Genomic DNA, 24,952 nt, shown 5'->3' on the forward strand with positions numbered 1-24,952 from the left:
TCCCCAAGGGGATTCGAACCCCTGTTACCGCCGTGAAAGGGCGGTGTCCTAGGCCTCTAGACGATGGGGACACAGAAAACTGTTACCCTAGGACAAACACTAAAAATTGGTGGAGCTATGCGGGATCGAACCGCAGACCTCTTCGCTGCCAGCGAAGCGCTCTCCCAGCTGAGCTATAGCCCCAACTTATTCAATACGCTCGGTGATAATCACGTCGTGTATCGCTTAGTGCGGGGCGCATTCTATGCACCCCCCAAAATAAAGTCAACAGTTTTTTATGCGACATTATTTAAATGGTTTAAATTTCAACAAACTGGCTATCATACGTGCTAAAAAACAGATTTTCATACTAATTTAGATGTCATGTTGCGCTTTACGTTGTTGTACTCGCCACATGTATACGACTAAGTACCCTATTCAACCGATAATATGAGTTTGAATATGATTTAAAGGGTATACATTTATATGCAAATTAGCTTGGTGCTGTTTTACTACTAAAAAAGCGCTGTTCATTGGCATGTTAAACTTTAAGTAACTTTTTATTATCCGCTAATTTGTATCACGCAATACAATTATTGAAAGTTAGCCTTTTATTACATAAATATTTTATTGTTTATCCGACCACTAATGACATCTATTTAGTCTACGCCGCCGACTTTAAATAAACATTAAGCTTAACAATTGTTCGTTTAATATTAGTTTGTTGATAAAGTGAACACCGTTCGCACTGTATTGTTTATAAAAGCTTCACTCAGCACATTTTTATCATTCAAGTGTTGACACATTTGCAACTCTATCTATAATAGCGCCCCACAACAACGCAGCAATGTGGTGTTGTTTAGATGCGGGTGATTAGCTCAGTTGGGAGAGCATCGCCCTTACAAGGCGAGGGTCACTGGTTCAAGTCCAGTATCACCCACCACATATAAAATCTATTATTATGTTAATAGTCATGTTTTAAAGTTGTAATATGGGTCGTTAGCTCAGTTGGGAGAGCATCGCCCTTACAAGGCGAGGGTCACTGGTTCAAGTCCAGTACGACCCACCATTCTTTGAATGGTGCATATTACAAAAATCTAAATTCTCCAGTATCACCTTCCATTTTAATATTCATTATCCTTCACTCCTTTAGTTCATGTTCAGTATTAATTGCCATTTAGAAATTCGTTATCAAGCAATTCTTCGGTTTCAAAAAAAATCAGTATTACCAATCACATGCCAAAAACCTATCTTCCGAGTTTTATTATCTCCAAAATCATTTTGTTTAAACTTATTTTATTACGCGTGCTATCCATTTACTTTAAATGGGTTTTTAGCTCTTTTAAGATAAAAATATAAACCTTTAGAATTAATTTGCTTAATAAGCTCTCATCTTCGAAGCGAATCTTTAAATTACCTTGTAAGCGTCTAAACTGTTGATTATAGTCTGTGTTAAATTCAATTACGCTTAAGCCAATGTCTAAAAATATTTTTAATGAAGCAAAAATACTGATTGTAGAGGAGCAGCCACTTGCTCAAAGCTACATGAAACAGTCGCTCGAAAAAATTGGCTTTGGACATATGCGTTTTGCAGATCATGCTCTAGCGGCAAAAGAACAATGCTTACATGAAGAATTTGACTTGGTAATTTGCTCTTTTAATCTAAGCAAACGCCAAGATGGCTACCAGCTTTATGAAGAATTACGCGCTAAAGCATTAATAAAACACTCTACTGGGTTTATTTTTACATCTGCGGAAACTAGCGGAGAGTTAGTTCACAGTGTGTTAGAACTTCAACCCGATGACTTTTTAGTAAAACCTTTCTCTGTACAAGAGCTAAGAGTGCGCATAGAGCGTATTCTCAAACGCAAAAGCGACTTAAAAGCTATATACACTTTAATTGATGACGATAACCAGTCTAAAGCATTAAAACAAATTAATGCTCAGCTTGATAAAAGTAATAAATACAGCCCTATTCTGCTTAGATTAAAAGGTAATATTTTACTGGCGCTAAAACAAAACCAAGAAGCGAAAGACTTTTTTAAATCAGTTTTGAATATTCAAAAATTTGCATGGGCAAAAGTAGGATTAGTAGAAGCCTTAATTGCTAACAATGAGCATATTTTGGCTCAACGCATGCTCAAAACTATGCTTGAACGTAATGAAACACGACTAGTTGCATTAGACTTATTAGGCCGTTTAGAAATAAAACTAAACCAGTTTGAGTTAGCTCAAGAGTTTTTAAGTCAAGCGGCCCATATTGCTCCACGTAATATAGACCGTCAAAAGTCACTGAACAGCGTATCGCTCATTAATAGAGATTATGAAACCAGCTACTTAACTCAAAAGAATATTGCCACTTTTGCTAAGTACTCTATGCATGATAGCCCAGACATTTATTTAAATGCCGCTCGTGCTGGGATTGATTTTGCACTAACCACAGATCAAACTGACCAAATAAACAGAATCTCCCGTCAAACAAATAAATATATTAATGAGCTAAAAACACAATTCCCAACCAGTAATGCACAAACTCAAATCGATGTGCTCAATGCACGCCTTTATTATTTAAAAGATGAACATAAAAAAGCGAAACAGTTGATTGAACAACTTGATGACAGCGATACTCAAATACGTTCAGTCGATGGTGCCCTAGATAAAGCAAAAGCATTACATGAATTAGGTTTTCATCAGAAGGCGCAAGCGCTATTTAGCCAAATTATTGATCATTGCGAACGCCACCCAAGTAGGAGCGACGCGACGTACTTGCGTTATATACAGCAACAGCAAAGTGAAAGACGTGATATTAAAATGGGGCCGAAGGAACTTAACAATCATGCAGTTAAACAGTTTGAGCGTGGCCAGTTAAATGTTGCTTTAGAGGCATTCAGTCAAGCCTTTAGGGTCATGCCACACAACCCAAGTATTGCGCTTAACTTATTACAGTGTTTAGTGGATAAATCAAAAAAACAGGGGGGCTCTTTCAATAGTCTATTGGCTCAAAAGTGCTTTAAACTATTAAAAAAATCACCCTTAGCAGAAGAGCAATCAGAGCGGTTCGATAAACTACTTCAGATTGCTAAAGAAATGAAACTAGAGATTAGCTAGGGCCTGTTGACATTTGCGGATTAAAATTTGTTCAAGCAAGGGACGATTTAATCGCAGCGTGAGGTTTGTAACCTAGTGGGCTCGATAACTGCTCCTGCGTTATTCTACTGGCTTACATCCATGTAAGAATAAGTAAAAGCCGAGCAAAGCTTCCGCGTCCTGCTCACGCCCCTTACCTACATCCATGTAGGCAACAAAGAGTTAATCGTCCTTTGGCAGAACCCTTTGGGCAGCGCCTGTTTGGAATTGATGCTACGTTATCGCCCATTTATGGGGAATAACCACACCACATAGGCTCTGCCTTGCCTAAATACCAAACAGACTGCTGCAAATTTAACCTTGGAAGGCCAACAGGCCCTAGAGCTTTTTCATTGCCAGTGCGTTTACACAGTAGCGCAAGCCGGAAGGAAGTGGGCCATCAGGGAAAATATGCCCTAAGTGCGCATCACACACATTACAAACAACTTCAACTCGCTCCATGCCATGGCTGTTATCCATTACATACCCTATCGCATCAACCGTTGCAGGTTGTGTAAATGAAGGCCATCCTGTGCCACTATCAAACTTTTCATCCGCATCAAACAGTAGGTTGTCACAACACACACATACGTACTTTCCCGGTTCTAATAGTGTGCAACTAGTTGAACTATTTGGTCGCTCTGTGCCTTTTTTACGGGTCACGTAATATTGCTCTTCGTTTAACAGTTCACGCCATTGCTGTTCTGTTTTAACTACTTTTTGAACCGGTGTCGGATTGCCATGGTTGGCAAAATTAACAATATCGTTCCATTTCAACATAACAACCTCATTGCGTTATAAATTTGCTTCATACTGAGCCAAAAGCATTGGCTGACAGCCTATCATTACGTCCGTGGCTAATACCACGATCAACGCTATTTAAACACTATACGGTGCTTCTCTGTTGCTGTAAGTATACAGCTTATATAAGCGTGTAATTGAGCTTGACTACCAGGAATACTCACGCTTAATTGCCTGTCATTATTACTATGCACTATTAGCTCATCGTCTTTTATCTCTATTGACTCAATATTGCTGATGACTAACCAATGCGGGCCATTCTTTTTATCAAACAACCCGGTTAAACTAAAAACAAACAAATGCTGTGCATCACGCTGAATAAAGTTACGCAGCGGGTTACGCATTTTAAATAACGGCGTTAACCGGTAACAGCACGAACAAAATACCACTATCCACAATAGCAATATCCCTTTAAACCAAATATGTTCGCCTAATGATAAAAAATAGCCAACGCAGATAATAATCAGCCCTATAAAGGCCACTACTTGCGCTATTTTTTTATTAATAGTGTGCATAATCTCTTACTTTTTATCGGTTGCTTTTTCTGTCGGCTCAGGCCAATCACTAAAAAAAACACTTAAATAACGACTTTTTGCCAAATACCACAATACCCACAATACAATCACCATTTGTATGGCTAAAAACAGTGAAAAGCGATAATGACTATGGGCCGCCTGGATACTTAACCACGACAAGTCTATTAGCGCGCAAGCAATAAGCGGCCAACGCATGTATCGCCAAATACGCGCTAACCGTTTCGTAGCTTGATGCGAGTCTCTGGGTCTGCGTAAACAAAACAAAATAGTGGGTACAATTGCCACGGCACCAATTGCTATGGCAATAAAAAAATCATTTTTTGATTTAAAAAACAATGACATTAGATCAAGTTCAGGACGACGGCTCAGCGCGGCAATCACCCAAATAAAATAGGCCCGCAGTAACACTAAAATACTCAAATGAAACGCTATTGGCGTACGATAGCTACCATATTTATCCCAGTATTCAGGTCCATAACGGCTCACAACTGGTTTTTCCTATCGGCAATAGTGCCCAAAATAAAAAATGCAGCTAATAATGTGAGCCCTAACCACTTAGTACCAAAAAACAGTAAGGCTTTAGTTAGCAGTGGGCTTAACCACACCACTAATAAACCAAACCCAAACGCGGTGATCAACACAAAACATGCCACCCTTATAATAAAGTGACGCCTAGCTACCACGCCTTTGGTGAGCTTTAAAATATCATCAGCATAAAGCGACACTAAGCACACCATCAAAAGCAATGATAAATGCGGTAAATAGCCTTGTAGCCACTGGCCTAGGTCAATTAACAAGGTATTAAGTATATTTGTAAAACTAGCCATTATGAGTCTCTAACAAAGTAATTAAATCATCCTCTGTCAGTATTTCTATACCGAGTTCTTGCGCTTTAGTTAGTTTAGAGCCGGCTTTTTCGCCCGCCACTAGCGCATCCGTTTTGGCTGAAACACTGCCAGATACCTTGGCACCTAATTGTTGTAAGCGCGCTTTCGCATCATTGCGATTAAGCGTATTAAGCGTCCCAGTTAGCACATAAGTTAAACCCGCTAGCGGTTGTTCTTGCTCTGATGGCGCTGTTAACTGTGGCCAGTTAATGCCTTGGGCTATTAATTCGTTCACCACGGTTAAATTATGCTCTTCAGTAAAAAAGCCACGCACGTGCTTTGCCACTATTTCACCTACATCGCTTACTTCAATCAGCTGTTCAATGCTGGCATCGATTACGTTTTCAAGCGTTAAAAAATGATTAGCTAAGTTTTGCGCGGTTGCCTCACCGACTTCACGGATACCCAGTGAATATAAAAACTTTGCTAAGGTAGTCGTTTTTGCATCATCAAGTGCGGCAACTAAGTTTTTTGCTGATTTTGGCCCCATTCGTTCAAGTGATTCAAAATGTCCCTGCTTTAAAATAAATAAATCAGCCGGGGTTTTGATCAGCTCTCGGTCAACTAATTGATCAACAATTTTGTCGCCTAAGCCGTCAATATCTAATGCCTTACGCGATGCAAAATGCTTAATCGCTTGTTTACGTTGTGCTTGGCATACTAAGCCACCGGTACAACGTGCAACGGCTTCACCTTCAACCCGTTCAATATGCGAGTCACAAATGGGGCACATAGTTGGAAAGACAATTTCTTTTGCATCGCTTGGGCGTTGCTCAAGTACCACTTGAGTAATTTGCGGGATAACATCCCCTGCGCGGCGAATAATCACGGTGTCGCCCACTTTAACGCCTAAACGAGCTATTTCGTCGGCATTATGCAGCGTTGCATTTGATACCGTAACACCCCCAACAAATACTGGTTCTAGTCTTGCTACGGGTGTAATTGCCCCTGTACGCCCTACTTGAAATTCAACATCTAATAATTGCGTTATTTCTTCTTGCGCCGGAAATTTATAAGCGATTGCCCAACGCGGTGCACGAGCTACAAAGCCTAAGCGCTCTTGTAAGGCTTTTTTATTTACCTTTATTACCACGCCATCTATTTCGTACTTTAGCTCGCTACGACGCGTTAAAATATCATTGTAATAGGCAAGCGCAGCCTTTGGGCCTTCAACTAATTTGGTTTCTGGACACAGCGGTAATCCCCAATCGGTAAGCTTAGCAAGTTGCTGGTAGTGATCTTCAGGTAAGGTGCCATCGGCAACTAATCCGGTGCTGTAGGCATAAAACATCAATGGGCGTTTTGCGGTAATTTTTGAGTCGAGCTGGCGTAAACTTCCTGCCGCCGCATTACGTGGATTAACAAAGACTTTATCGCCACGTTTTTCTGCCTCTGCATTTAATTTTTCAAAGCCCGCGCTATCCATAAATACCTCACCGCGCACTTCAAGTTCACGAGGGTAATCATCACCGCGCAATTTTAATGGCACATTACGGATTGTTTTTACATTTTGAGTAATATTTTCGCCAGTAAAACCATCGCCACGGGTCGCCGCTTGAACCAGTACTCCATCGCGATAAATAATCGATACCGCTAAACCATCCAGTTTAGGCTCACAGCAAAATGTAAGCTCTTCAGTGCTCATTAAGCGCTCTTTAATACGACGATTAAAACCGCTAAATTCATCCTCACCAAAGGCGTTATCAAGTGATAACATAGGCACTTGGTGCGCTACTTGCTCAAACTTGGCAAGCGCCGCTCCTCCAACTTTTTGAGTGGGTGAATCGGCTGTTAAAAACTCAGGGTGCTGGGTTTCTAATTCACTTAGTGTCCGTAACAAGCGGTCATATTCGGCATCAGGTATGCTGGGTGTATCAAGCACATAATAACTATAATTGTGTTGCTCAAGCGTGGTACGAAGATGATTAATTTGCTCACTAATGCTGCTTGTCATGTAGACCTCAAAAAACATAAAAAAAGCCACTTTGACGAGTGAACGCCCAGTGGCTTACAAAATTTAACTTATGCGTATGTTACGCAGAAAATGCGCGAACCTGTTCAACATATTGACGAATACGCTCTACCGTCATTACATTTCGCTCTGCATCTAAAATATCGGCACCAAATTCATCCGCTATTTTTTTAGCGGCGCTGTGCAGCATGTTAAACGCGGCTAAACCGTCGCCATCGCATGGCAGAGTCATAAATAAGCTCACCCCAGCGGTGCTAAATTGTTCCATATTATCAATATCGAACGTGCCTGGGTTATACATATTCACCAGCCTAAATAACACCGGCCCTTGGCCTGCTGGGTCTAGGTGGCGATTAAAAAAGCCTTCTTCTGAATATTTAAAACCTAGCATGTTAACAGCAGGCAGTAATTTACTGCCTTGCATAGTGAGCCCTTCTGGCATTTGAATATGCACAATGACAAAGTCTGCAACGTCTTTAGGGGCATCTTGTTGTGTGTCTGCGGCCTCTTCTGTTACCACTTCAAGGTCATCCTCGATAGGTGTATTTACTGGACTTTCGTCTATCTGTGGTTCATCAGCGCTGAAGTTTAACTCACTCATTTGTGGCTCTTCTCGTTGCGCTAACGTTGGCTCTTGTGGCTCAGTATGTACAGATGAAGGCTGCTGTTCTTGAACAGGCTCGACTCGCTCATTTGCAGGGAGTTCAGCATTCTCTTTTTTTCTTACTGACCACAAACCGTGTATTAATAAGCCACCAATGACAAATACACTGATCACAATTAAAACCCATCTTAATTCTTCGGCCATCCCCTCACCTTTTATTATTAATATGCCTAACAGCCATCATTTTACCTAAAATAACCAGCAAATGACTATAAAATTATGCATGTGCAAGTTGCACCGCTTGTTCAATATCCACAGCAACCATGCGCGACACGCCGGGCTCTGCCATGGTTACACCCGTTAATCTACCCGCCATTTCCATTGCAATTTTATTATGACTAATATAAATAAACTGCACAGATTGTGACATTTCTTCAACCAAACGGCAAAAACGAACCACATTGGCATCATCTAATGGAGCATCTACCTCGTCCAGCATACAGAATGGAGCTGGATTGAGCCTGAATATAGAAAACACCAATGATAATGCGCTCAGCGCTTTTTCTCCACCACTTAACAAATGAATTGTCGAATTTTTTTTACCTGGTGGCCTTGCCATTATACTAACACCACTTTCGAGTAAATCGTCACTGGTTAATTCTAAGTAAGCACTGCCGCCGCCAAACACTTTGGGGAAAAGCTGGCCAAAATCGTGATTTACCTGATCAAACGTAGACTTAAAGCGCGTTTTTGTTTCACGATCTATTTTATGAATAGCGCCTTCTAAAGCTGTTAATGCTTGGGTTAAATCGTCCAGCTGATTATTTAAATAATCACTTCTTTGCTTCGCTTGTTCAAATTCATCAATGGCTGCAAGGTTAACAGCTCCTAATTGCTCTAGCTGATTACTTACTCCAGCAAGTTGATTTTGCGCCGCATTTAATGACAACTCTGCAGGAAGCTCTGCTAATACCTGTTTTAAATTTTGATTAAGCTCACTAAGTGGCTCTAGTACCGCTTGCGCTTTTATTAGTAAGCTTTGCTCTTCAATACTCAGTTTTTGATGCTGCTCTTGCAATGCCACCAGCTCAGTCTGTGAACTTTTTAAACTCGCTTGTTTGTTTTGTAATTCTTGTTTTGCTTGAGCTAACTGCTGCTGGGTATCCACAAGGGTTTGTTCGCCTTGTTGGTGCTGTACTAATAATTGCTCAATACTCTCTGCAAGCTCTTGCTCAGGAATAAGTAACGCTTCAATCTGCTCTATTATCTCTTGCGCACCCTCTGCAGCAGTTGCAAGCGCCTGTACAGCATGGCTAAGTTTTGTTTGACTGAGCTGCCATTCACTTCGTGCTTTTTGCTCATTAAGGTTTGCCTGATGCGCTAGTGTTTTATATTGTTCAGCATTATTCAAAGCTTGTTTGTAACGCTCATCACTATTTATTCGTGTGCTATCGGCTTGGTTAAGCTCTTCAGCTAAGGCCTGTAACTGCTGTGCAAGCTGTTCATTTTTATCGAGCTCTTCGCTCAATAATTCGCTTAACTGCTGTTGTTGCTCTAGCAGAGGCAGACGCTGTTGTTGTAATTTTGTTAGCTGCTGCAGATGCTGATCAGCTTGCGCTTTAAGCATATCGCCACGCGTTGTTGCTACAGCAAGTTGTTGTGCTAATTGATGAATAGTGTCTTTGCGCTCATTTTGCTGAACAGTTAACAATGCAGCCTGCGTTTTATGTTCTTCAAGCGTGGAGTGTGCGTTCGTCAATGCCTGTTGTTGTTGCTCAAGTAAGGTTTCTTGCTGCTTGAGTTTTTTGTGCATTAATAATAAGGAATTTTCTGCATTTTTATCGCCACTTACATGCCAGTTTCGACCGTGTAATGCCCCTTGCTTATCTATAACCGCAATATAACTATTGTCGTTAAGTGCGCTTATATCGCCGGCTTCATCATAAGCAATATGATTTAATAACTCAGGATACACACCTGTGGTAATAAACGCGGCAATACTGTGCTTAGCTGCAGACTGCGATGCAATTTCCCACGTGCTATTTTCTGCTTTACCTTGTGATATATGAATGTGCTCAAGTGATGACAGCGCCTGCTCGACTAAAAACTCATATCCCGACTGAACAGTTAACTGCTTAATTAAGGTTAAACTTTCATCGCTGCTTTTTTCAAGCCCAAGAGTAGTTTGTAGCCCCGCTATACCGGCTTTTAATTCATTTACTTGCTGAGATAAATGCTGCCAATCTTGCTGTGCATCATCTAGCTGTTGCTGCTGAGTAGTTTGCGCAGTTTGGCCTTTACTGTGAGCCGTTTGCGCTTTCGCTAGCTGCTCAGTCAGGGCTTGTCTGTGCTGTTGTTGCTGAGTTAATAGCTGCTCTATCTCACTGTGTTTTAACTCATCTATTTGCTCATCAAGCTGCGTTAGTTGTTGCTTAACATAACTGCTTTTCTGTTCTGTGTGTTTTACTGCGTTGGTATGCGCTAACTGCTGATTATGCAATTGTTGATAATCTTCTTTTAGCGATTGCCAGTGTGATGTGTCGGCATTTTTAATCTCCAGCAGCCGATTAACCTCATCGCTAAGCTCTATAACCTGCTCGCTACACATTAAGTTATGCTCTACAGCCTGTTGTAAGCTGTCATCTAACTCTTGGCAGAAACTTTGTTGCTGCGTTTTGACTTCTTCACTTTGATTTTTTTGTTGCTCTAACTTGGCTAAATTTTGTTTCAGTGACAGCGTTTGTTGTTGAATGCTAATTTGCTGCTGTTCACTGCGAGTCAATTCTGTATGTGTATGGTGCTGCTGTTGCTGTGCATCATTAAGTTTATCTTGCTGAAATTGTACTTGAGCTTCAAGACTTGCCAGAACATCATCATGGCCTGAATGCGCCGTTTTAAAAAAGCTGATTTGTTCATCCAGTTTTTTTATTTGTGCGCTTTTATCAACTTGTTGCTGATGCAGCTTTTGCCATTTTAATACCGCTATTTGCCCCTTTAAAGTGCGTTCTTGGGTTTTAAATTCGCGATATTTTTTAGCATCAACCGACTGTACTGCAAGTTTATCAAGCTGGTTTTGTAACTCTTGGCGAACATCGAGGAGTCGCTCTAGGTTTTCTCGGGTGCTCTTTATGCGGGTTTGTGTTTCACGGCGGCGCTCTTTGTATTTCGATACGCCTGCCGCTTCTTCTAAAAAAACACGCAGCTCTTGCGGTTTGCTCTCAATTAAACGCGAGATCATGCCTTGTTCTATAATGGCGTAACTACGCGGCCCAAGCCCAGTGCCTAAAAATATATCGGTAATATCACGTTTGCGGCATTTGCTACCATTTAAAAAGTACAGCGATTGGCCATCGCGAGTTACCAAACGCTTAATAGCCACTTGGTTACGATCAGCAAAGGTATTGGGTAATTTACCTTGGGTATTATCAAATATGAGTTCAACAGAAGCTTGTGAGATGGGCTTGCGGTTAGTGGAGCCATTAAAAATAACATCTGTCATGGCATCGCCACGTAAATTTTTAGCTGAGCTTTCACCAAGCACCCATCGCACCGCATCAATCACGTTCGATTTGCCACAGCCATTAGGGCCGACAACACACGTCATTTGATCCGGAAATGGAATTTTAGTGGGCTCTACAAAGGATTTAAAGCCCGCTAATTTTATAGTGCTTAAGCGCATCTGTTTGTTTTACCAATTTTTATTATTTTTGTTAGTTGTTACAATTTAACCTATTTTTAGGCAAAAGGTTAAGCTTGGCGTTTAAAGTTATCTAAAATAATGCCCGTTGCCATTGCCACATTAAGTGATTCAGCGCCACCAAAGGCAGGGATGGTAATTTTATTTGTTACCAGCGCGGCACACTGCTGACGTATACCATGTGACTCGCTGCCCATTAATAACACCCCTTTCCCAGCAAACTGGCAATGATGGACATTCTCGCCCTCTAAAAATGCACCATAAATAGGCACATCCAAAGATGTTAAATAGCTAGGTAAATCAACTTGGCTTACCGATACACGAACAAATGACCCCATAGTGGCACTAATTGTTTTTGGGTTATACGGATCGGCACTGTCGGTGCTGGCAACAATGTGTTTTATGCCGTACCAATCAGCCACGCGAATGATGGTACCTAAATTACCCGGATCAGACACTCCATCTAAGGCCAATATTAAGCTGTTTTCATCGGGTAATGTGGTACTTGGCATATCAACAATGGCAATCGCCGCATTATTACTGACTAAAGTACTTACCTTTGTTAACTGCTCTTCATCTGCTGTAATAAAATGCGTTTGAGGGTATGCGCTTTGGTTATTATCAATAAAGTTTTGCGTTGCAAACACATCGGTTACTTTTAATGGGCTATTTAATAACTCCAGTACATTTTTTTCGCCTTGTACAAGGTATTGATTAAGTTGCTTGCGGTACTTCTTTTGGCCAAGCTGGCGAATTAGTTTAAGTTGGTTTTTTGAAATCATGTCAGCCCCGTTAAATTATCTGCACAGTATACCAGAGGAGACTTAAAGTGCAGCCCTATAAACAGCAAAAGCAATAAAATTAGCCTACTTACAATAAGCTAGCTAATCATAAAGATTGTTTTTATTCTCTAAAAAGGGTAAATTTACAAAAAATTACAAGGACTTTTTTTAAATGGAATCAATACACCCAACTTCATCTGAGTCAAACCAAACACCCTCCTCTATTTTTAGCGGTAAAGTACAATTTAGCGGCAAAAGCGGCGAATTTTTTGGCATATGGAGTGTCAATATACTGCTAAGTATTATTACTTTAGGAATTTATTCTGCATGGGCAAAAGTACGCACCTACCGTTATTTTTACGGTCATACGCGTATCGACGGTCATAGCTTTGACTACCTAGCCACTCCTATACAAATTCTAAAAGGCCGCATTTTAGCGGTAATCGTGTTTTTAATTTACACCATACTAAGCAGCCTCGCACCGGCGATAGGCCTTTTATTTGCTATTGGTTTTTTATTTTTGTTGCCATGGATCATTAACCAAGGTTTGCGCTTTAACATGCGTATGACCCGCCATCGTAATGTACGCTTTGCTTTTTCAGGTAATTACGGCGATGCATTTATTAACTTTGTTTTATTGCCTATTGCAAGTGTATTCACATTACACCTATTACTGCCGTATGTATTAAAGCGAATTGATCAATATATGCATGAAAACATCAGCTATGGAAATAAACCACTTACAGTAAATCTTCAGGGCGAACGCTATTACATCGCAGCACTTATTACCCTGGGAGTTGCAATAGGTGGCTTAGTTATTTTTGGCTTCTTTGCTGGTGCAAGTGCCTTAACGATCGATAACTTAAACACACAAAACTTTAGCCTTTCGACAATTGTAGTGCCGCTATTAATTGCTGCGTTGTATGTTGCGTTTTTAACACTGGTAGGCGCTGTTTATCATTCGCTTATTCGAAATCATATTTTTAATAACAGTGAATTTACAGAAGTCGCTACCTTTGATTCGAACTTAAAAGCCATTGACTATGCCATCTTACTATTTACCAATGTACTGGCAATTATATTTACCTTAGGACTTGCCTACCCTTGGGCTAAAATACGCAGAGCAAAGCTATTAGCATCAGTTACAGAAGTCACTATTTATAGCGGCGCACTTTCGTTGATTGATGTTGCACAAAATGAGCAGTCATCATTTGCTGAAGAAGCTGCTAATGTGTTTGATATTGATATTTCACTCACCTAATGAGTAATTATCCTATTTTTGGCTGTTATTATTACCCTAATAGCAGCCAATATATTAAAAGCTACGCATACCTTTCCCATGAGCAAATAACGCTTGTTGACTCTGAGAATACGACGTTACTTTCATCAACTTTAGACGATTGCCAACTTGATAGTCCGTTACCGGGCATGGCATCAGAGTTAAATTTTGCTGATGGTGGGCGATTTGTTCCTCAAGATGTAGAATTTAGATGGCCATTCGCGCTTAAAAAGCATGGACTAAGTGAACGCTTAGAAAAAAATAAGATTCTTATTGTTGCATCCGTGCTGCTAATTCCCCTATTGCTTTGGTTAATTTTATACCGCTTAATACCATCAGTAGCCGTATATAGCGTTAACTTAGCACCTGCCTCGACAATTGAAACTATGGGAAAGCAAACGCTCAGTGTGATAGAAAAAGTCGCATTAGAACCTTCTCAACTTTCTACTAATAAGCAATCAGAAATACAGCAACAATGGCGTTTAATGCTTAACTCACTCAATTTAGACAGTGCAAAATTTAGACTCTCTTTTTATCAGTCAGATTATTTTTCAGCTAATGCGTTTGCTCTTCCTAATGGGCGGGTTGTTGTGACTGACGAACTTGTTGAGCTATTAAAGAATGAACCTGATGCCCTGCGTGCTATTTTACTTCATGAAATTGGTCATGTTCAACACCATCACAGCATTCGCCTTGCAGCACAAGCTGCAGCGAGCACCGTTGTATTTGCAGTTATTTTTGGTGATTTAGAAGGGATATTAGAGGTCGTGCTTGGCTCTGGTTCATCTTTTTTACAACAAGCGTTTTCACGAGATATGGAACAAGAGGCCGATGAATATGCTATTAAAAATCTTTTAAAATTAGGATATTCTAACCACGACTTTGCTGATGCAATTGAAGCACTGGAAAATAATTTAAAAGCACAAGAGGCGACCCTTGATGATACTTGGTTAAAGTATTTATCAACACACCCAAGCTCTCAAGAGCGAATAGAATATGCGAGGCAATATAAACCACTATGACCCCTGAACTGAATTTATTGTTATTAGTCATCATTATGATAACGCTTGGCTACGGGTTTATTTATCCGCGCTTTGCAGGCAGCAGCTTTAAAAAGGTATCGGTACAAGATTTATTTGCAACAGGCATTACGCTATTAATTGCATCTCGCCTTTATTACAACTCGGGCGTGCAATTTAGCTGGTTACTATTTGAAGTTAATTGGTTTTGGTTTACTTTTTTAACTTACGTAATAATCGAAATTCCGGTGTTTTTTATTTATGCTAAAAAGCACAATATGCAGTTTTCATAGTACTCTTATTTTTATACAAAAAAGCGCCAAATTGGCGCTTTTTTGAGCTGCATTAAAACATACTAATATTTATGCTTAAGTGCCCACAAATGCAATAATTCACTGGCAATCGTTGCTGCGGCAATGGCGGTGAGCTCACTTTGGTCATAAGAAGGCGATACTTCAACTACATCCATACCCACCATATTAATGCCTTTGAGTGCACGTAAAATTTTCAGCACTTTATCAGAAGTTAAACCACCACATACTGGTGTACCTGTACCTGGCGCAAAGGCAGGGTCTAAACAATCTATATCAAAGGTTAAGTAAACCGGTAAATCGCCCACTCGCTCAATAATCTGCGCTGCAATATCATTCGCATGAAGATCATTGGCCTGCATAGCATCAATCACTGCAAACTCATGCTTGCTTTGATCAAAATCGGTACGAATACCGAGCTGAATACTGTGATTAACATCAATCAACCCTTCCATTGGCGCATGATAAAACATAGTACCGTGATCAAAACGCGATCCATTGCTATAGGTATCGGTGTGCGCATCGAAATGCACTAACGCCATTTTGCCATGAATTTTTGCATGTGCGCGCAATAGCGGTAACGTTACGAAATGATCGCCACCTAAGCCTAATAATGTTTTACCTTGGCGAAGTATTTGCTCTGCCGCCATTTCTAGCTGGGCAGTAAAATACTCAGGATCGCCTACCGGATAGGTAAAATCGCCAGCATCTGCTACTTTTAGCCGTTCAAACAAAGGAAACGTCCACGGATATTTAGTATCTTCCCATGCTAAATGCACCGACGCTCTGCGAATAGCATCAGGCCCCAAGCGGGCACCAGGGCGCCCAGAGGTGGCTAAATCAAACGGTAAACCTAGTACTACTACATCGGCGTCTATGGCGTTAATATTTTGTACCATAGGACGACGTAAAAACGTCATCCCATTTGAGTATAATGAGTGGTCAACATGACCAAACAAGCTAGACATTGCTTATAACTCTTCTAAATAAGTGTAGCCGTCAAGGCCGCTTTGCAATTCGTCGAGGACGCTTTGCTGTTCATCTACTGCAATTTTTGCGCTGACTAACTGCGCATAAGACTGCTGAAAACCTTCAACATCTAAATGTACATAACGCATCATGTCAGCAACAGTATCACCGAGGTTAATTTCTGTAATGCTGGCAACACCTTGCTCATCCATATTGACAATAGCACTGTGCGTATCACCAAATAAGTTATGCATATCGCCTAGAATCTCTTGATAGGCACCCACCAAGAAAAATCCCATTAAATACGGTTTATCGGCTGAGTATTCAGGTACTGGTAACGTACTTTCAATACCTTGGCCATCTACATAATGCTCTAAAGCGCCATCTGAGTCACAAGTAATATCCAATAACACCGCGCGCTTTTGCGGTGCTTGCGTTAAACCACTTAATGGCAATACTGGAAACACTTGATCAATTCCCCACGCGTCTGGCAATGACTGAAACAATGAGAAATTTACAAAAAACTTGTCCGCTAAACGCGCATTTAGGTCATCTATAATCGGTCGATGAAAACGGTTTTTGTTATCCATTAATTTATTGAGTTCATAACAAACGCGTAAGTTTATTTGCTCTGCCCATGCACGCTGGGTTAAATCTAATAATCCCATCGCAAACTGACTATGCGCTTCGGCTAAATCACCTTGGCTGTCGTGAAAAATTTCAATTAATGCACGGTCATCAGTAAGCACATGGAGTTGTTGCCATGACGTCCACATATTTTTAAGTAGCTGCGGCGCTTCGTCAGCTGGTGCTTCTATTTCTTCTGGTGTATACGTTTCGGTGCCAATTACATTGGAAATAAGCACTGCATGATGCGCCGTTAATGCTCTTCCCGACTCTGAAATAATGGTAGGGAAAGGCTGCTCATACTGCTTACAAATATCACCTATGGTGTACACAATATTATTTGCGTATTCAGCTAAACTGTAATTCATTGAGTTGTGTGATTGACTGCGTGTGCCGTCGTAATCAACCGCTAAACCGCCGCCTACATCAAGACACTCTATGTGTGCACCCAACTTACGTAATTCACAATAAAAACGCGCAGCCTCGCTTACACCTAAGCGCACATCACGAATGTTGGCCATTTGCGAACCTAAGTGAAAATGCACCAGTTGGACTAAATCTAGCTGATCTGTTGCTTTTAAACGGTTTACTACATACAGCACTTGAGAAGCAGATAAACCAAACTTAGATTTTTCTCCGCCACTGGCTTGCCATTTACCTTTGCCCTGCGATGCTAAACGCACACGAATACCAATGCGTGGTTTTACATTTAATTCTTTAGCTTGGCTAAGTACCATATCCAGCTCAGACAGTTTCTCAAGTACGATATACACTTTATGGCCCAGCTTTTCGCCAATCAACGCTAAACGCACATATTCTTTATCTTTGTAGCCATTACACACAATCACCGCACTGGTTTTTTCAGCCAGCGCTAATACGGTTAATAACTCTGGCTTGCTGCCTGCTTCTAAACCCAGCTGTTTTTTTTCTACTTGTGCTTGGCTGGCAACAATTTCTTCAACTACTTCGCGTTGTTGGTTAACTTTAATCGGGTAAACTAATAAATAATCTTTTGGATAACCATAACTTTCTATAGCAGTATTAAATGCACCACATAAGCTATGCACGCGATGGTGTAAAATTTGTGGAAAGCGAACTAACGCCGGCAAGCTTAAGCCTTTTTCTTCAAGCTGCTTAGCAATGTCTGTTAATGCAATGGTTTGCTGTGGGGCATCAGCCTTGGGCGCAACATACACATCACCTTGATCATTAATACCAAAAAAACCTTGGCTCCAATGACGAACGTTGTAGCTCGTACGAGCTTGTTCAAGTGATGTTGTCTCTTTCATTTATCTTTCTCTTTTATTTATGAATGCCAAACCGGCTAGTTGCGCGCATTAAAAGAAAAATAGCGATTCATGTCCAACAAGTATTTCTACTCGTAACGAGTGAGGATTAAAATTGATAAAGAAAAACAGTAAATAGCGTATTATTAGCTGAGCGCAAGCTCCATAAATAGGCTGTTCGGGTTTTCTGTGTATTCACCAAAAGGGGCACATTGTACAAACCCTAAATTCTCGTAAAGATGGATTGATTGTCTTTGCTTTGGCCCTGTTTCTAGCTTTATGATTGGGATTTCTTCTTCGCCAGCATGGTGTAATAATATTTGCATAATACGGCGCGATAAGCCTTTTCCGCGATAACTAGGTTTGACATATAAACGGCGTATCTCACCATAGGGCTGGGTATCAAACTGCATAACAATCGCCCCACAAGCAATAATCCCCTCTTCATTTTTCAAGCCTATTGCATAGACATTGGGTTGGCCCAATTGACTAACAGACAATGACTGTGCTGTCGCTACTGGATATAAAGAATTAATAAGTCTGTCGATATCAGAAAAAACATTAATCACATCGGGATCATCAGGGGTTAAATCTATTAACTGCATAGGTTATCTCTAATTTATTTTCTTATTTGTTAGCAAACTATAACGCATTGTAACAAATGAACAATAACTATGTTTTATGTCATTACTTTTAAAAAATACCGACACAAAATTATTATTGCAAAATAAAAAACAATAGTTTGACCTAGATGTACTATGACGGGCGTATAATGCAATCAATTAGAGTGTAAATTAGGAATAAATAATGTGGTTTAGCCCAAAAAAAAGAAAACAGGCGTTTGCAAAACAGCTAGTTAGTACACACGAAGCAGCTGCGATTATCGTTAACAACGACAACACTGTTATTGCAGTGAATGATGAGTTTACATCGCTAAGTAAGACACTTAACCAAACTAATGACACTAATACATTAACTTATTTAAATAAACGTTATAATCCAACAGGCAAAACCATTGCTTGTGGAAATAATTTGTTTTTAACCCAACACATTAGCCCGCTTACATTAAAAGAGCTTGATACATGCTCGCTACATGTATTTAAGCCTGAGCCGATAAGAGTGTTAGATGAGCAAGCTTGGCAAACACTTCTGAGTTTAGGTGAAGATATCTATGCAGTCTTCGATGATAACTCAAAGCTTGTTGCGAATAATTTAGATACGTCGAACAGTGCCGACGCAGCACTACTGCCCAAAGAAAACACTAAATTGCTAAACGTTTTACAAGATGCTTTAAATAGCGAACACGGTTCACTGTGTTTATCTGTAAAAGACAATATTTATTATAATGTTACCCACACTACTTTTAACTTCAATAATACCTTGTTGTCTGCATTTGTATTATCAAAACAATCACAAGTTGAAGACTATAAGCAATTTGAACTGTTATCTAAGGTGGTCAGCAATACCAGTACTAGTGTACTTATTACCAATAAAGATGGCTTAGTAGAATATGTTAACCCTGGCTTTGAAGTACTTTCAGGTTATACACTTGCAGAAGTAAAAGGCAAAAAACCAGGCAATTTCTTGCAGGGAGAACAAACAGACAAAGAAACCGTTAAGCGGATTTCAAAAAACCTTAAAAACAAACAACCATTTTATGAAGAAATACTAAATTTTGATAAAAATGGTGTGCCATATTGGATTGTTCTGTCGGTAAACCCAACATTTGATGATAATGGCCAGCACACAGGGTTTGTGGGCGTAAGTTCAGATATTCGCGAAATTAAGCGCCAAGTACTTGAACAAATAAACCAAAAAGATGCAATAAGTAGCCACTCGGCTGTGATTGAGTTTAATGAAGATGGCCAGTTCCTATCTGCCAATGAGTATACCGAAAAGCAATTAAACATATCTGAGGGCTCAAACATAGCGAGTGTGTTTGGTAATTTAAGGGATCATTTAGACGCTTCACGTATTCAAATACTCAACCAAGGCAAGCCGACTGAAGTAATGATGTCATTGACGCATCAAAATGAAGACGTAACGCTAGATTGCATTATTTCTTCTATTACCGATTTAAACGGTAAGGTTTCTAAATACGTTGTATTTGGTAGTAATGTCTCTTCTAGAAACAAATTAGTTACTGGAACGCATCAATCAATGTCAACCGTATTAGGGAAAATTCAAACTACGGTCACCACCATCAATGCCGTGGCAGATCAAACTAATTTACTTGCTCTTAATGCGGCCATTGAAGCTGCGAGAGCCGGTGAAGCTGGACGAGGTTTTGCCGTGGTTGCTGACGAAGTACGTAACCTTGCCAAAACGTCAAACGAAGCAGCGGCACAAATTGGACTTTTAATAAATGAAACTCAAACGCACGTTGACGAGCTGGCCTCATTTTTAAAATAATTAAATAGTTTGAGAAAACTTAACAAACTTGCTCAATCAACAAATTAAACTGTTCTTTAGTAAATTATTTTAATCCGGTAGAGTTGATATAGGCTGAAAAAATGTGGCTGTTTTTTGTTAAAATTTAAGTGATGTATAAAATAGAAAAAGGCGCTAACGAGCGCCTTTTTTATGTGCTATTAGAGCCCTTGCTCATCTGCCATTTTTTTAACTATTTGTGGTGCTGTCCACAGTGACGGAAGTAACACAAAAGAAACTGGCACCGCGGTCACCACAATAAAGGACTGTAGCGCTGAAATTCCGCCCTCGCCAATAGAGATAAGTAATGCAGCCACTGCCCCCATCATAATCCCCCAAAACACACGAATTGATGTTTGCGGATGATCGGTACCGGTCATCACCATAGATACCGAGTACGTCATTGAGTCACCGGTTGTTGCCACAAAAATAGTAGTCAGTACTAAGAATAATACAGACACAACAAACCCCATGGGTAACTGCTCAGTAATTGCTAACAATGCCGCTGGTAAATTAAGCCCTGCGAAAGGTTCTGATATAACACCTGGATTATTTAACTCAAAAAATATGCCTGAGCCACCCACAATGGTAAACCAAAAGCAGGTGATCACTGGCGCAACCACAGAGATGAGTAAAATCATTTCACGAATAGTTCGGCCACGCGATATACGCGCAACAAACATCGCCATTAAAGGGCCATAACCTAAAAACCAGCCCCAAAAGAATACGGTCCACCAGTCTAACCATGGTTTATCGGCACGAAACGTAGCCATAGGAATAAAGTTATCTAAGTACAAGCCAAACGATTGGATGTAGCTATCAATAATAAACGCAGTGGGCCCCACCAGTAATATAAACAATATCAGCACTACAGCCAAAACAACATTAAAACGACTTAACAGCTGAATACCTTTAGTAACGCCACTTACCGCTGAAAGTGTATAAATACCAATTAAACTAAATAAAATAACCACTTGTGTGGTGTATGTGTCAGGAATGTCAAACAATTTATCTAGGCCAAAGCTCACTTGCAATCCCAAAAAGCCAATTGGGCCCACAGTACCGGCAACCACCGCTAATACACAACATGCATCAACGACAGTGCCTAGCGCGCCTTTCATTACGCACTCGCCAAATACGGGATAAAGCAAAGTACGAGGTTTAAGTGGTAAGCCTTTTTCGTAATGGAGATGCATATAAACAATGCCGGTCAAACTGCCTAAAATGGCCCAGGCTAAAAAACCCCAGTGCATAAAGCTTTGTGCAAGTGCGTTGTAGGCGGCATCGTTAGTGCCTGTTTCACCAACAAATAGCGGTGGCGGAGAAATAAAATGTGCCATTGGCTCTGCTGCGGCCCAAAATACGCCGCCACCAGCAAGCAAAGTACACATAATAATACTTATCCACTTAAAGGTAGAAATTTCAGGGGTTTTTAAGCCACCCAGTACCACTGAGCCAGTGCGGCCGATAGCTAAGAAAATGCCAATCAAAAAGGTTAATAAAAGTAGGACTTGCCAAAAGGCGCCAAATATTTTGGTTGAGAAGGCAAAGGCCGTATTTATCCAATCAGACATCAGTTTAATGTCGTAAAGGGCCAGCGCGGCAAATAAAACTAATATACCGCCACTGATTAAAAATACGGGTATATCAACCCCATCCAGAAACTTAACTCGGGAAGAATGTGTTTCACCCGACTTTAAAGTTGCTTTAGTGGTATTCATTTATCGCTCCTAATGGTTCTTTAAAGTTACCGACATAGCGACACACCATGACATCACACTAAACCCTAGTTTCAACAAACGACAAAGCAACTCAAAAGCGAGTTTTAAGTACTTGTCATGTTCACGTTTAGGTAATGTCACAACAAGTAGACTTATTGCCAATTCCTGACTAGTTTAACGCGTTAAAAACGCTAAACCAATGCCTCAGGAATGATTTGTGTAGTAGTTACACAATAATAAAAGATAAATTACATCACGGTATCAAACAAACAAAAAATATACATTTTTGCTTTAGCAAAAGCGCGGTACGTTTTTAAACGTTGCTGCGCAGTGGGTACGCAAACAACGCGGCTTATCGATTAGGGCAACTAAACCTGTCGCTCTGTTAGTGATAAATACAGGGTTATTGATGCTGTTTATGCCATGTTAAATAGTTGCTGTGGGTTAATGGTTTTGCAAATAAATAACCTTGCACTGCATTCACGCCCATCGACTTTAATGTTGTTAGTTGCTCAGCACTTTCGACCCCTTCGGCCACAATGTTAATATTTAAGCTATGACCTAAGCCAATAATAGATTGCACAATACTTTGACCCGAAGCGCTATTGAGCACTTTATCAATAAAGCTTTTATCAATTTTTAACTCATCAATAGGAAAAACGCTTAAATGTTTTAAACACGAGTAGCCCGTACCAAAGTCATCAATTGAAAACACAAATCCCTGCGATTTTAATTCTTCCATTTGCTTTACGGTCCCCATCAAGTCACCCGCCAACATTGATTCAGTGATCTCTAATTTAATTCGAGTTGGCGAGACGTCAAACGCTTCAATTGCTTTAAATAGCTCACCTTTTAAAGTGGAAGAATTAAACTGACATTGGCTAATGTTAATTGATACGCTAAAGCTGTCATCGAGTAAGTTATTATCTCGAAGTGTTTCAAGTAAAATACAAATATCTCTTAATACAATATTTTGTAACTTTTGAATTAAGCCAAATTGCTCGGCAATTGGAATAAATGCATTAGGGGGGATAAGTCCTTTGGTTGGATGATTCCATCTTATTAATGCCTCAGCACCCACAAGGGTTCCATCAATTGCTAATTGTGGCTGAAAATAAGCACAAAACTCATCGCACGCGATAGCCCTGACAATGTCAGTTTCAAGCTCAGTTTGATTTTCCAGTAAGGTTTGCAGTGCGGGGTCGTAAAAGCTACTACTATTACCGCCTTTCATTTTAGAGCGATACATAGCGGTATCTGCAAATTTTAAAATATTAGCGGTTATGGCATTGCTCGTGTTAATCAAACAAATACCAATACTACAACTGACCTGAAACGCTAAATCGCCCACTTCAAATTTTTCATAAAAGACACTTTGTACTTTTTTAGCAATCAACTCAGATTCACTATTAGCTTGCATGTGGCTATCACCGACATGCTCGATAAGAATAATAAATTCATCACCACCGACTCGTGCGAGGGTATCTGCCGGGTTCAAAATAGCTGTTAATCGCTGTGATAACTCAACCAGTATTTCATCGCCTGCATTATGACCTAGTGAGTCATTTATGCGTTTAAAATTATCTAAATCTAAAAATAAGAGTGCGCCAGAATGATCAGACTGCTTAATTCGCTCCACATACATACTGAGCCTATCATTGAGCATTCTGCGATTAGGAAGGTTAGTGAGCGGATCGAAAAATGCTAACCGTTGTACTTCTTCTTCGGCAGCTTTGCGATTAGAGATATCTCTGGCCATCCACACCACATGTCTCAGTGACGGGTTATTAGGCTGGTAACTTTCAAGTGGAGCTGTTCGCCCTTCAAATGTAAGCTGCTTACCTTTTATATTGAGCTGATATTCAAACACTTGAACTTCATTAGTTTGCAACGTTTTGTCAATCACCGCCAGAATAGGATTTGCATCTTCAGGAGGCATAATATCTCTGACATTTTGATTAATAACGTGCTCTTGGCTTAAATATAAACTTTCATTAGCTGTGCCGTAAACATTGGTATACTCCCCCTCTTCACTCAAAATGAGGGTTAGATCAGGAAGCACTTTTGTAAAGGCTTTAAACTTTTCATTACTTTGCTGTAATTCAAAAAGCAACGCGTTTAATCTTAGTGACTCGGTGTGCTTTTCAAGAGCAATACTGGTGAAATCAACAAAAAAATCTATTAATTCTAAATCTTGTGGTGTCGGTGACTTTGCGCTGTCATGATAAATTGCAAAAGTGCCTAATATGTCTGATTTTGTTGAAATAATGGGGGTAGACCAACATGACCTTAAACCATAACTTAACGCCAATGCTCTATAATCATCCCATAATAGCGATGTTGAAATATCTGCGGCTATAATGCGTTTTTTTTCATAGGCTGCAGTACCGCATGAACCGACAGTTGGCCCTATTTTCACACCATTAATTGCTTGGCAGTAACCCTGTGCAATATTAGGTGCCGCGCTATGAAATAGCTGCTCTCCTTTGAGCGTTAATATAGAGCACTTTGCAGAGGAGTCTTCAATAAGCTCCTCAATAGATAAACAAATATTTTCCAGTACCTCATCAAGTGGCGCACCGAGTGCTATTTTCGATAATATACTTTGTTGCTGAGAAAGCAGCTTTCTGACTCTCATTATTTCAATCAAATTATATTCCTCAACAATCACTAACGCTAAATGCGTCGCTCTATTTTAGGGCCTGTTTATAATAATTTATTATAGTCTTTTGACTATACATAATATTGAAATCAGCATCTATGCTATTTTCGTCTATTTCACGAGCGTTTGCCATTCAATACAAGGTGGCGATTTGAAATGTACTTATCAACAAATCATTTATTTACATACCATCTGTAAATACCCTTTATTAAATACTTTGTTACTTAAAAGTACTGTTTAAAATCATCAAGCTATTTATAATAG

18 protein-coding genes and 4 tRNA genes are annotated in these 24,952 nt (G+C 40.1%); 7 read left to right on the plus strand and 15 right to left on the minus strand.

Annotation, left to right across the window (positions count from 1 at the left end):
- Positions 1-71, minus strand: a tRNA-Glu gene (locus QL984_RS06865).
- Positions 72-107: 36 nt separating this feature from the next.
- Positions 108-183, minus strand: a tRNA-Ala gene (locus tag QL984_RS06870).
- Between the two features lie 663 nt (positions 184-846).
- Between QL984_RS06870 and QL984_RS06875 the strand changes: the two genes are divergently transcribed.
- The 3 genes from QL984_RS06875 to QL984_RS06885 all read left to right on the plus strand — a co-directional run bounded on the left by QL984_RS06875 (position 847) and on the right by QL984_RS06885 (position 3,087).
- Positions 847-922, plus strand: a tRNA-Val gene (locus QL984_RS06875).
- A 50-nt stretch (positions 923-972) separates the two neighbouring features.
- Positions 973-1,048 (plus strand) — tRNA-Val (locus tag QL984_RS06880).
- Between the two features lie 407 nt (positions 1,049-1,455).
- A complete protein-coding gene (locus QL984_RS06885) occupies positions 1,456-3,087 on the plus strand; it encodes a response regulator (protein ID WP_138764617.1) in 1,632 nt (543 codons plus the stop codon).
- Between the two features lie 357 nt (positions 3,088-3,444).
- On the opposite strand, the gene msrB is transcribed toward QL984_RS06885, so the two are convergent.
- The 8 genes from msrB to QL984_RS06925 form a co-directional block, all read right to left on the minus strand.
- Positions 3,445-3,885: a peptide-methionine (R)-S-oxide reductase MsrB gene (msrB, locus tag QL984_RS06890; RefSeq protein WP_013465299.1), complete on the minus strand. Its 441-nt coding sequence runs from the start codon at positions 3,883-3,885 to the stop codon at positions 3,445-3,447.
- Between the two features lie 95 nt (positions 3,886-3,980).
- Positions 3,981-4,421: a hypothetical protein gene (locus QL984_RS06895; RefSeq protein WP_013465300.1), complete on the minus strand. Its 441-nt coding sequence runs from the start codon at positions 4,419-4,421 to the stop codon at positions 3,981-3,983.
- A gap of 6 nt (positions 4,422-4,427) precedes the next feature.
- Positions 4,428-4,928, minus strand: a complete 501-nt coding sequence (locus tag QL984_RS06900; RefSeq protein ID WP_024602644.1) for a DUF2919 domain-containing protein — start codon at positions 4,926-4,928, stop codon at positions 4,428-4,430.
- Complete coding sequence (locus tag QL984_RS06905; RefSeq protein WP_013465302.1) at positions 4,925-5,269, minus strand: DUF3392 family protein; 345 nt, start codon at positions 5,267-5,269, stop codon at positions 4,925-4,927. Before QL984_RS06905 ends, QL984_RS06900 begins: the two co-directional genes overlap by 4 nt.
- Entirely contained in the window at positions 5,262-7,283 is a 2,022-nt protein-coding gene (gene ligA / locus QL984_RS06910) for an NAD-dependent DNA ligase LigA (RefSeq protein WP_013465303.1), read from the minus strand. The genes QL984_RS06905 and ligA overlap by 8 nt, the downstream gene beginning before the upstream one ends.
- Before the next feature lie 79 nt (positions 7,284-7,362).
- Positions 7,363-8,109 carry a cell division protein ZipA gene (zipA, locus tag QL984_RS06915; RefSeq protein ID WP_024602645.1) on the minus strand — a complete coding sequence of 249 codons (747 nt, stop codon included), beginning with the start codon at positions 8,107-8,109 and terminating at the stop codon, positions 7,363-7,365.
- Positions 8,110-8,182: 73 nt separating this feature from the next.
- Positions 8,183-11,584, minus strand: coding sequence for an AAA family ATPase (locus QL984_RS06920; RefSeq protein WP_138764768.1), 3,402 nt, complete (start codon positions 11,582-11,584; stop codon positions 8,183-8,185).
- Positions 11,585-11,652: 68 nt separating this feature from the next.
- Entirely contained in the window at positions 11,653-12,384 is a 732-nt protein-coding gene (locus tag QL984_RS06925) for an RNA methyltransferase (RefSeq protein WP_013465306.1), read from the minus strand.
- Positions 12,385-12,556: 172 nt separating this feature from the next.
- On the opposite strand from QL984_RS06925, the gene QL984_RS06930 reads away from it, so the two are divergent.
- From QL984_RS06930 to QL984_RS06940, 3 genes are read left to right on the plus strand one after another with little or no spacing between them, the layout of a single operon-like run.
- A complete protein-coding gene (locus tag QL984_RS06930; RefSeq protein WP_013465307.1) occupies positions 12,557-13,645 on the plus strand; it encodes a YjgN family protein in 1,089 nt (362 codons plus the stop codon).
- Complete coding sequence (locus tag QL984_RS06935; RefSeq protein ID WP_138764767.1) at positions 13,645-14,685, plus strand: M48 family metallopeptidase; 1,041 nt, start codon at positions 13,645-13,647, stop codon at positions 14,683-14,685. Before QL984_RS06930 ends, QL984_RS06935 begins: the two co-directional genes overlap by 1 nt.
- Positions 14,682-14,975: a hypothetical protein gene (locus tag QL984_RS06940; protein ID WP_013465309.1), complete on the plus strand. Its 294-nt coding sequence runs from the start codon at positions 14,682-14,684 to the stop codon at positions 14,973-14,975. The genes QL984_RS06935 and QL984_RS06940 overlap by 4 nt, the downstream gene beginning before the upstream one ends.
- Before the next feature lie 62 nt (positions 14,976-15,037).
- On the opposite strand, the gene speB is transcribed toward QL984_RS06940, so the two are convergent.
- The 3 genes from speB to QL984_RS06955 all read right to left on the minus strand — a co-directional run bounded on the left by speB (position 15,038) and on the right by QL984_RS06955 (position 18,480).
- On the minus strand, positions 15,038-15,961 hold the full coding sequence (gene speB / locus QL984_RS06945; RefSeq protein ID WP_013465310.1) for an agmatinase: 924 nt from the start codon (positions 15,959-15,961) through the stop codon (positions 15,038-15,040).
- Between the two features lie 3 nt (positions 15,962-15,964).
- Positions 15,965-17,878 (minus strand): biosynthetic arginine decarboxylase, encoded by a 1,914-nt coding sequence (gene speA / locus QL984_RS06950; RefSeq protein WP_036954001.1) that lies wholly within the window; start codon positions 17,876-17,878, stop codon positions 15,965-15,967.
- A 143-nt stretch (positions 17,879-18,021) separates the two neighbouring features.
- Entirely contained in the window at positions 18,022-18,480 is a 459-nt protein-coding gene (locus QL984_RS06955) for a GNAT family N-acetyltransferase (RefSeq protein WP_013465312.1), read from the minus strand.
- Between the two features lie 202 nt (positions 18,481-18,682).
- Between QL984_RS06955 and QL984_RS06960 the strand changes: the two genes are divergently transcribed.
- Positions 18,683-20,287 carry a methyl-accepting chemotaxis protein gene (locus tag QL984_RS06960; protein ID WP_138764766.1) on the plus strand — a complete coding sequence of 535 codons (1,605 nt, stop codon included), beginning with the start codon at positions 18,683-18,685 and terminating at the stop codon, positions 20,285-20,287.
- A gap of 179 nt (positions 20,288-20,466) precedes the next feature.
- Here QL984_RS06960 and QL984_RS06965 read toward each other — a convergent pair whose 3' ends face one another.
- Both QL984_RS06965 and QL984_RS06970 read right to left on the minus strand, forming a co-directional pair.
- Positions 20,467-22,026 carry a BCCT family transporter gene (locus QL984_RS06965; RefSeq protein ID WP_138764765.1) on the minus strand — a complete coding sequence of 520 codons (1,560 nt, stop codon included), beginning with the start codon at positions 22,024-22,026 and terminating at the stop codon, positions 20,467-20,469.
- 403 nt (positions 22,027-22,429) lie between these two features.
- Positions 22,430-24,676 (minus strand): EAL domain-containing protein, encoded by a 2,247-nt coding sequence (locus QL984_RS06970; RefSeq protein ID WP_138764764.1) that lies wholly within the window; start codon positions 24,674-24,676, stop codon positions 22,430-22,432.
- Positions 24,677-24,952 lie beyond the last annotated feature (276 nt).

Origin of the sequence: Pseudoalteromonas sp. APC 3495, assembly GCF_030407645.1 — a bacterium.
Lineage (GTDB): Bacteria > Pseudomonadota > Gammaproteobacteria > Enterobacterales > Alteromonadaceae > Pseudoalteromonas > Pseudoalteromonas tetraodonis.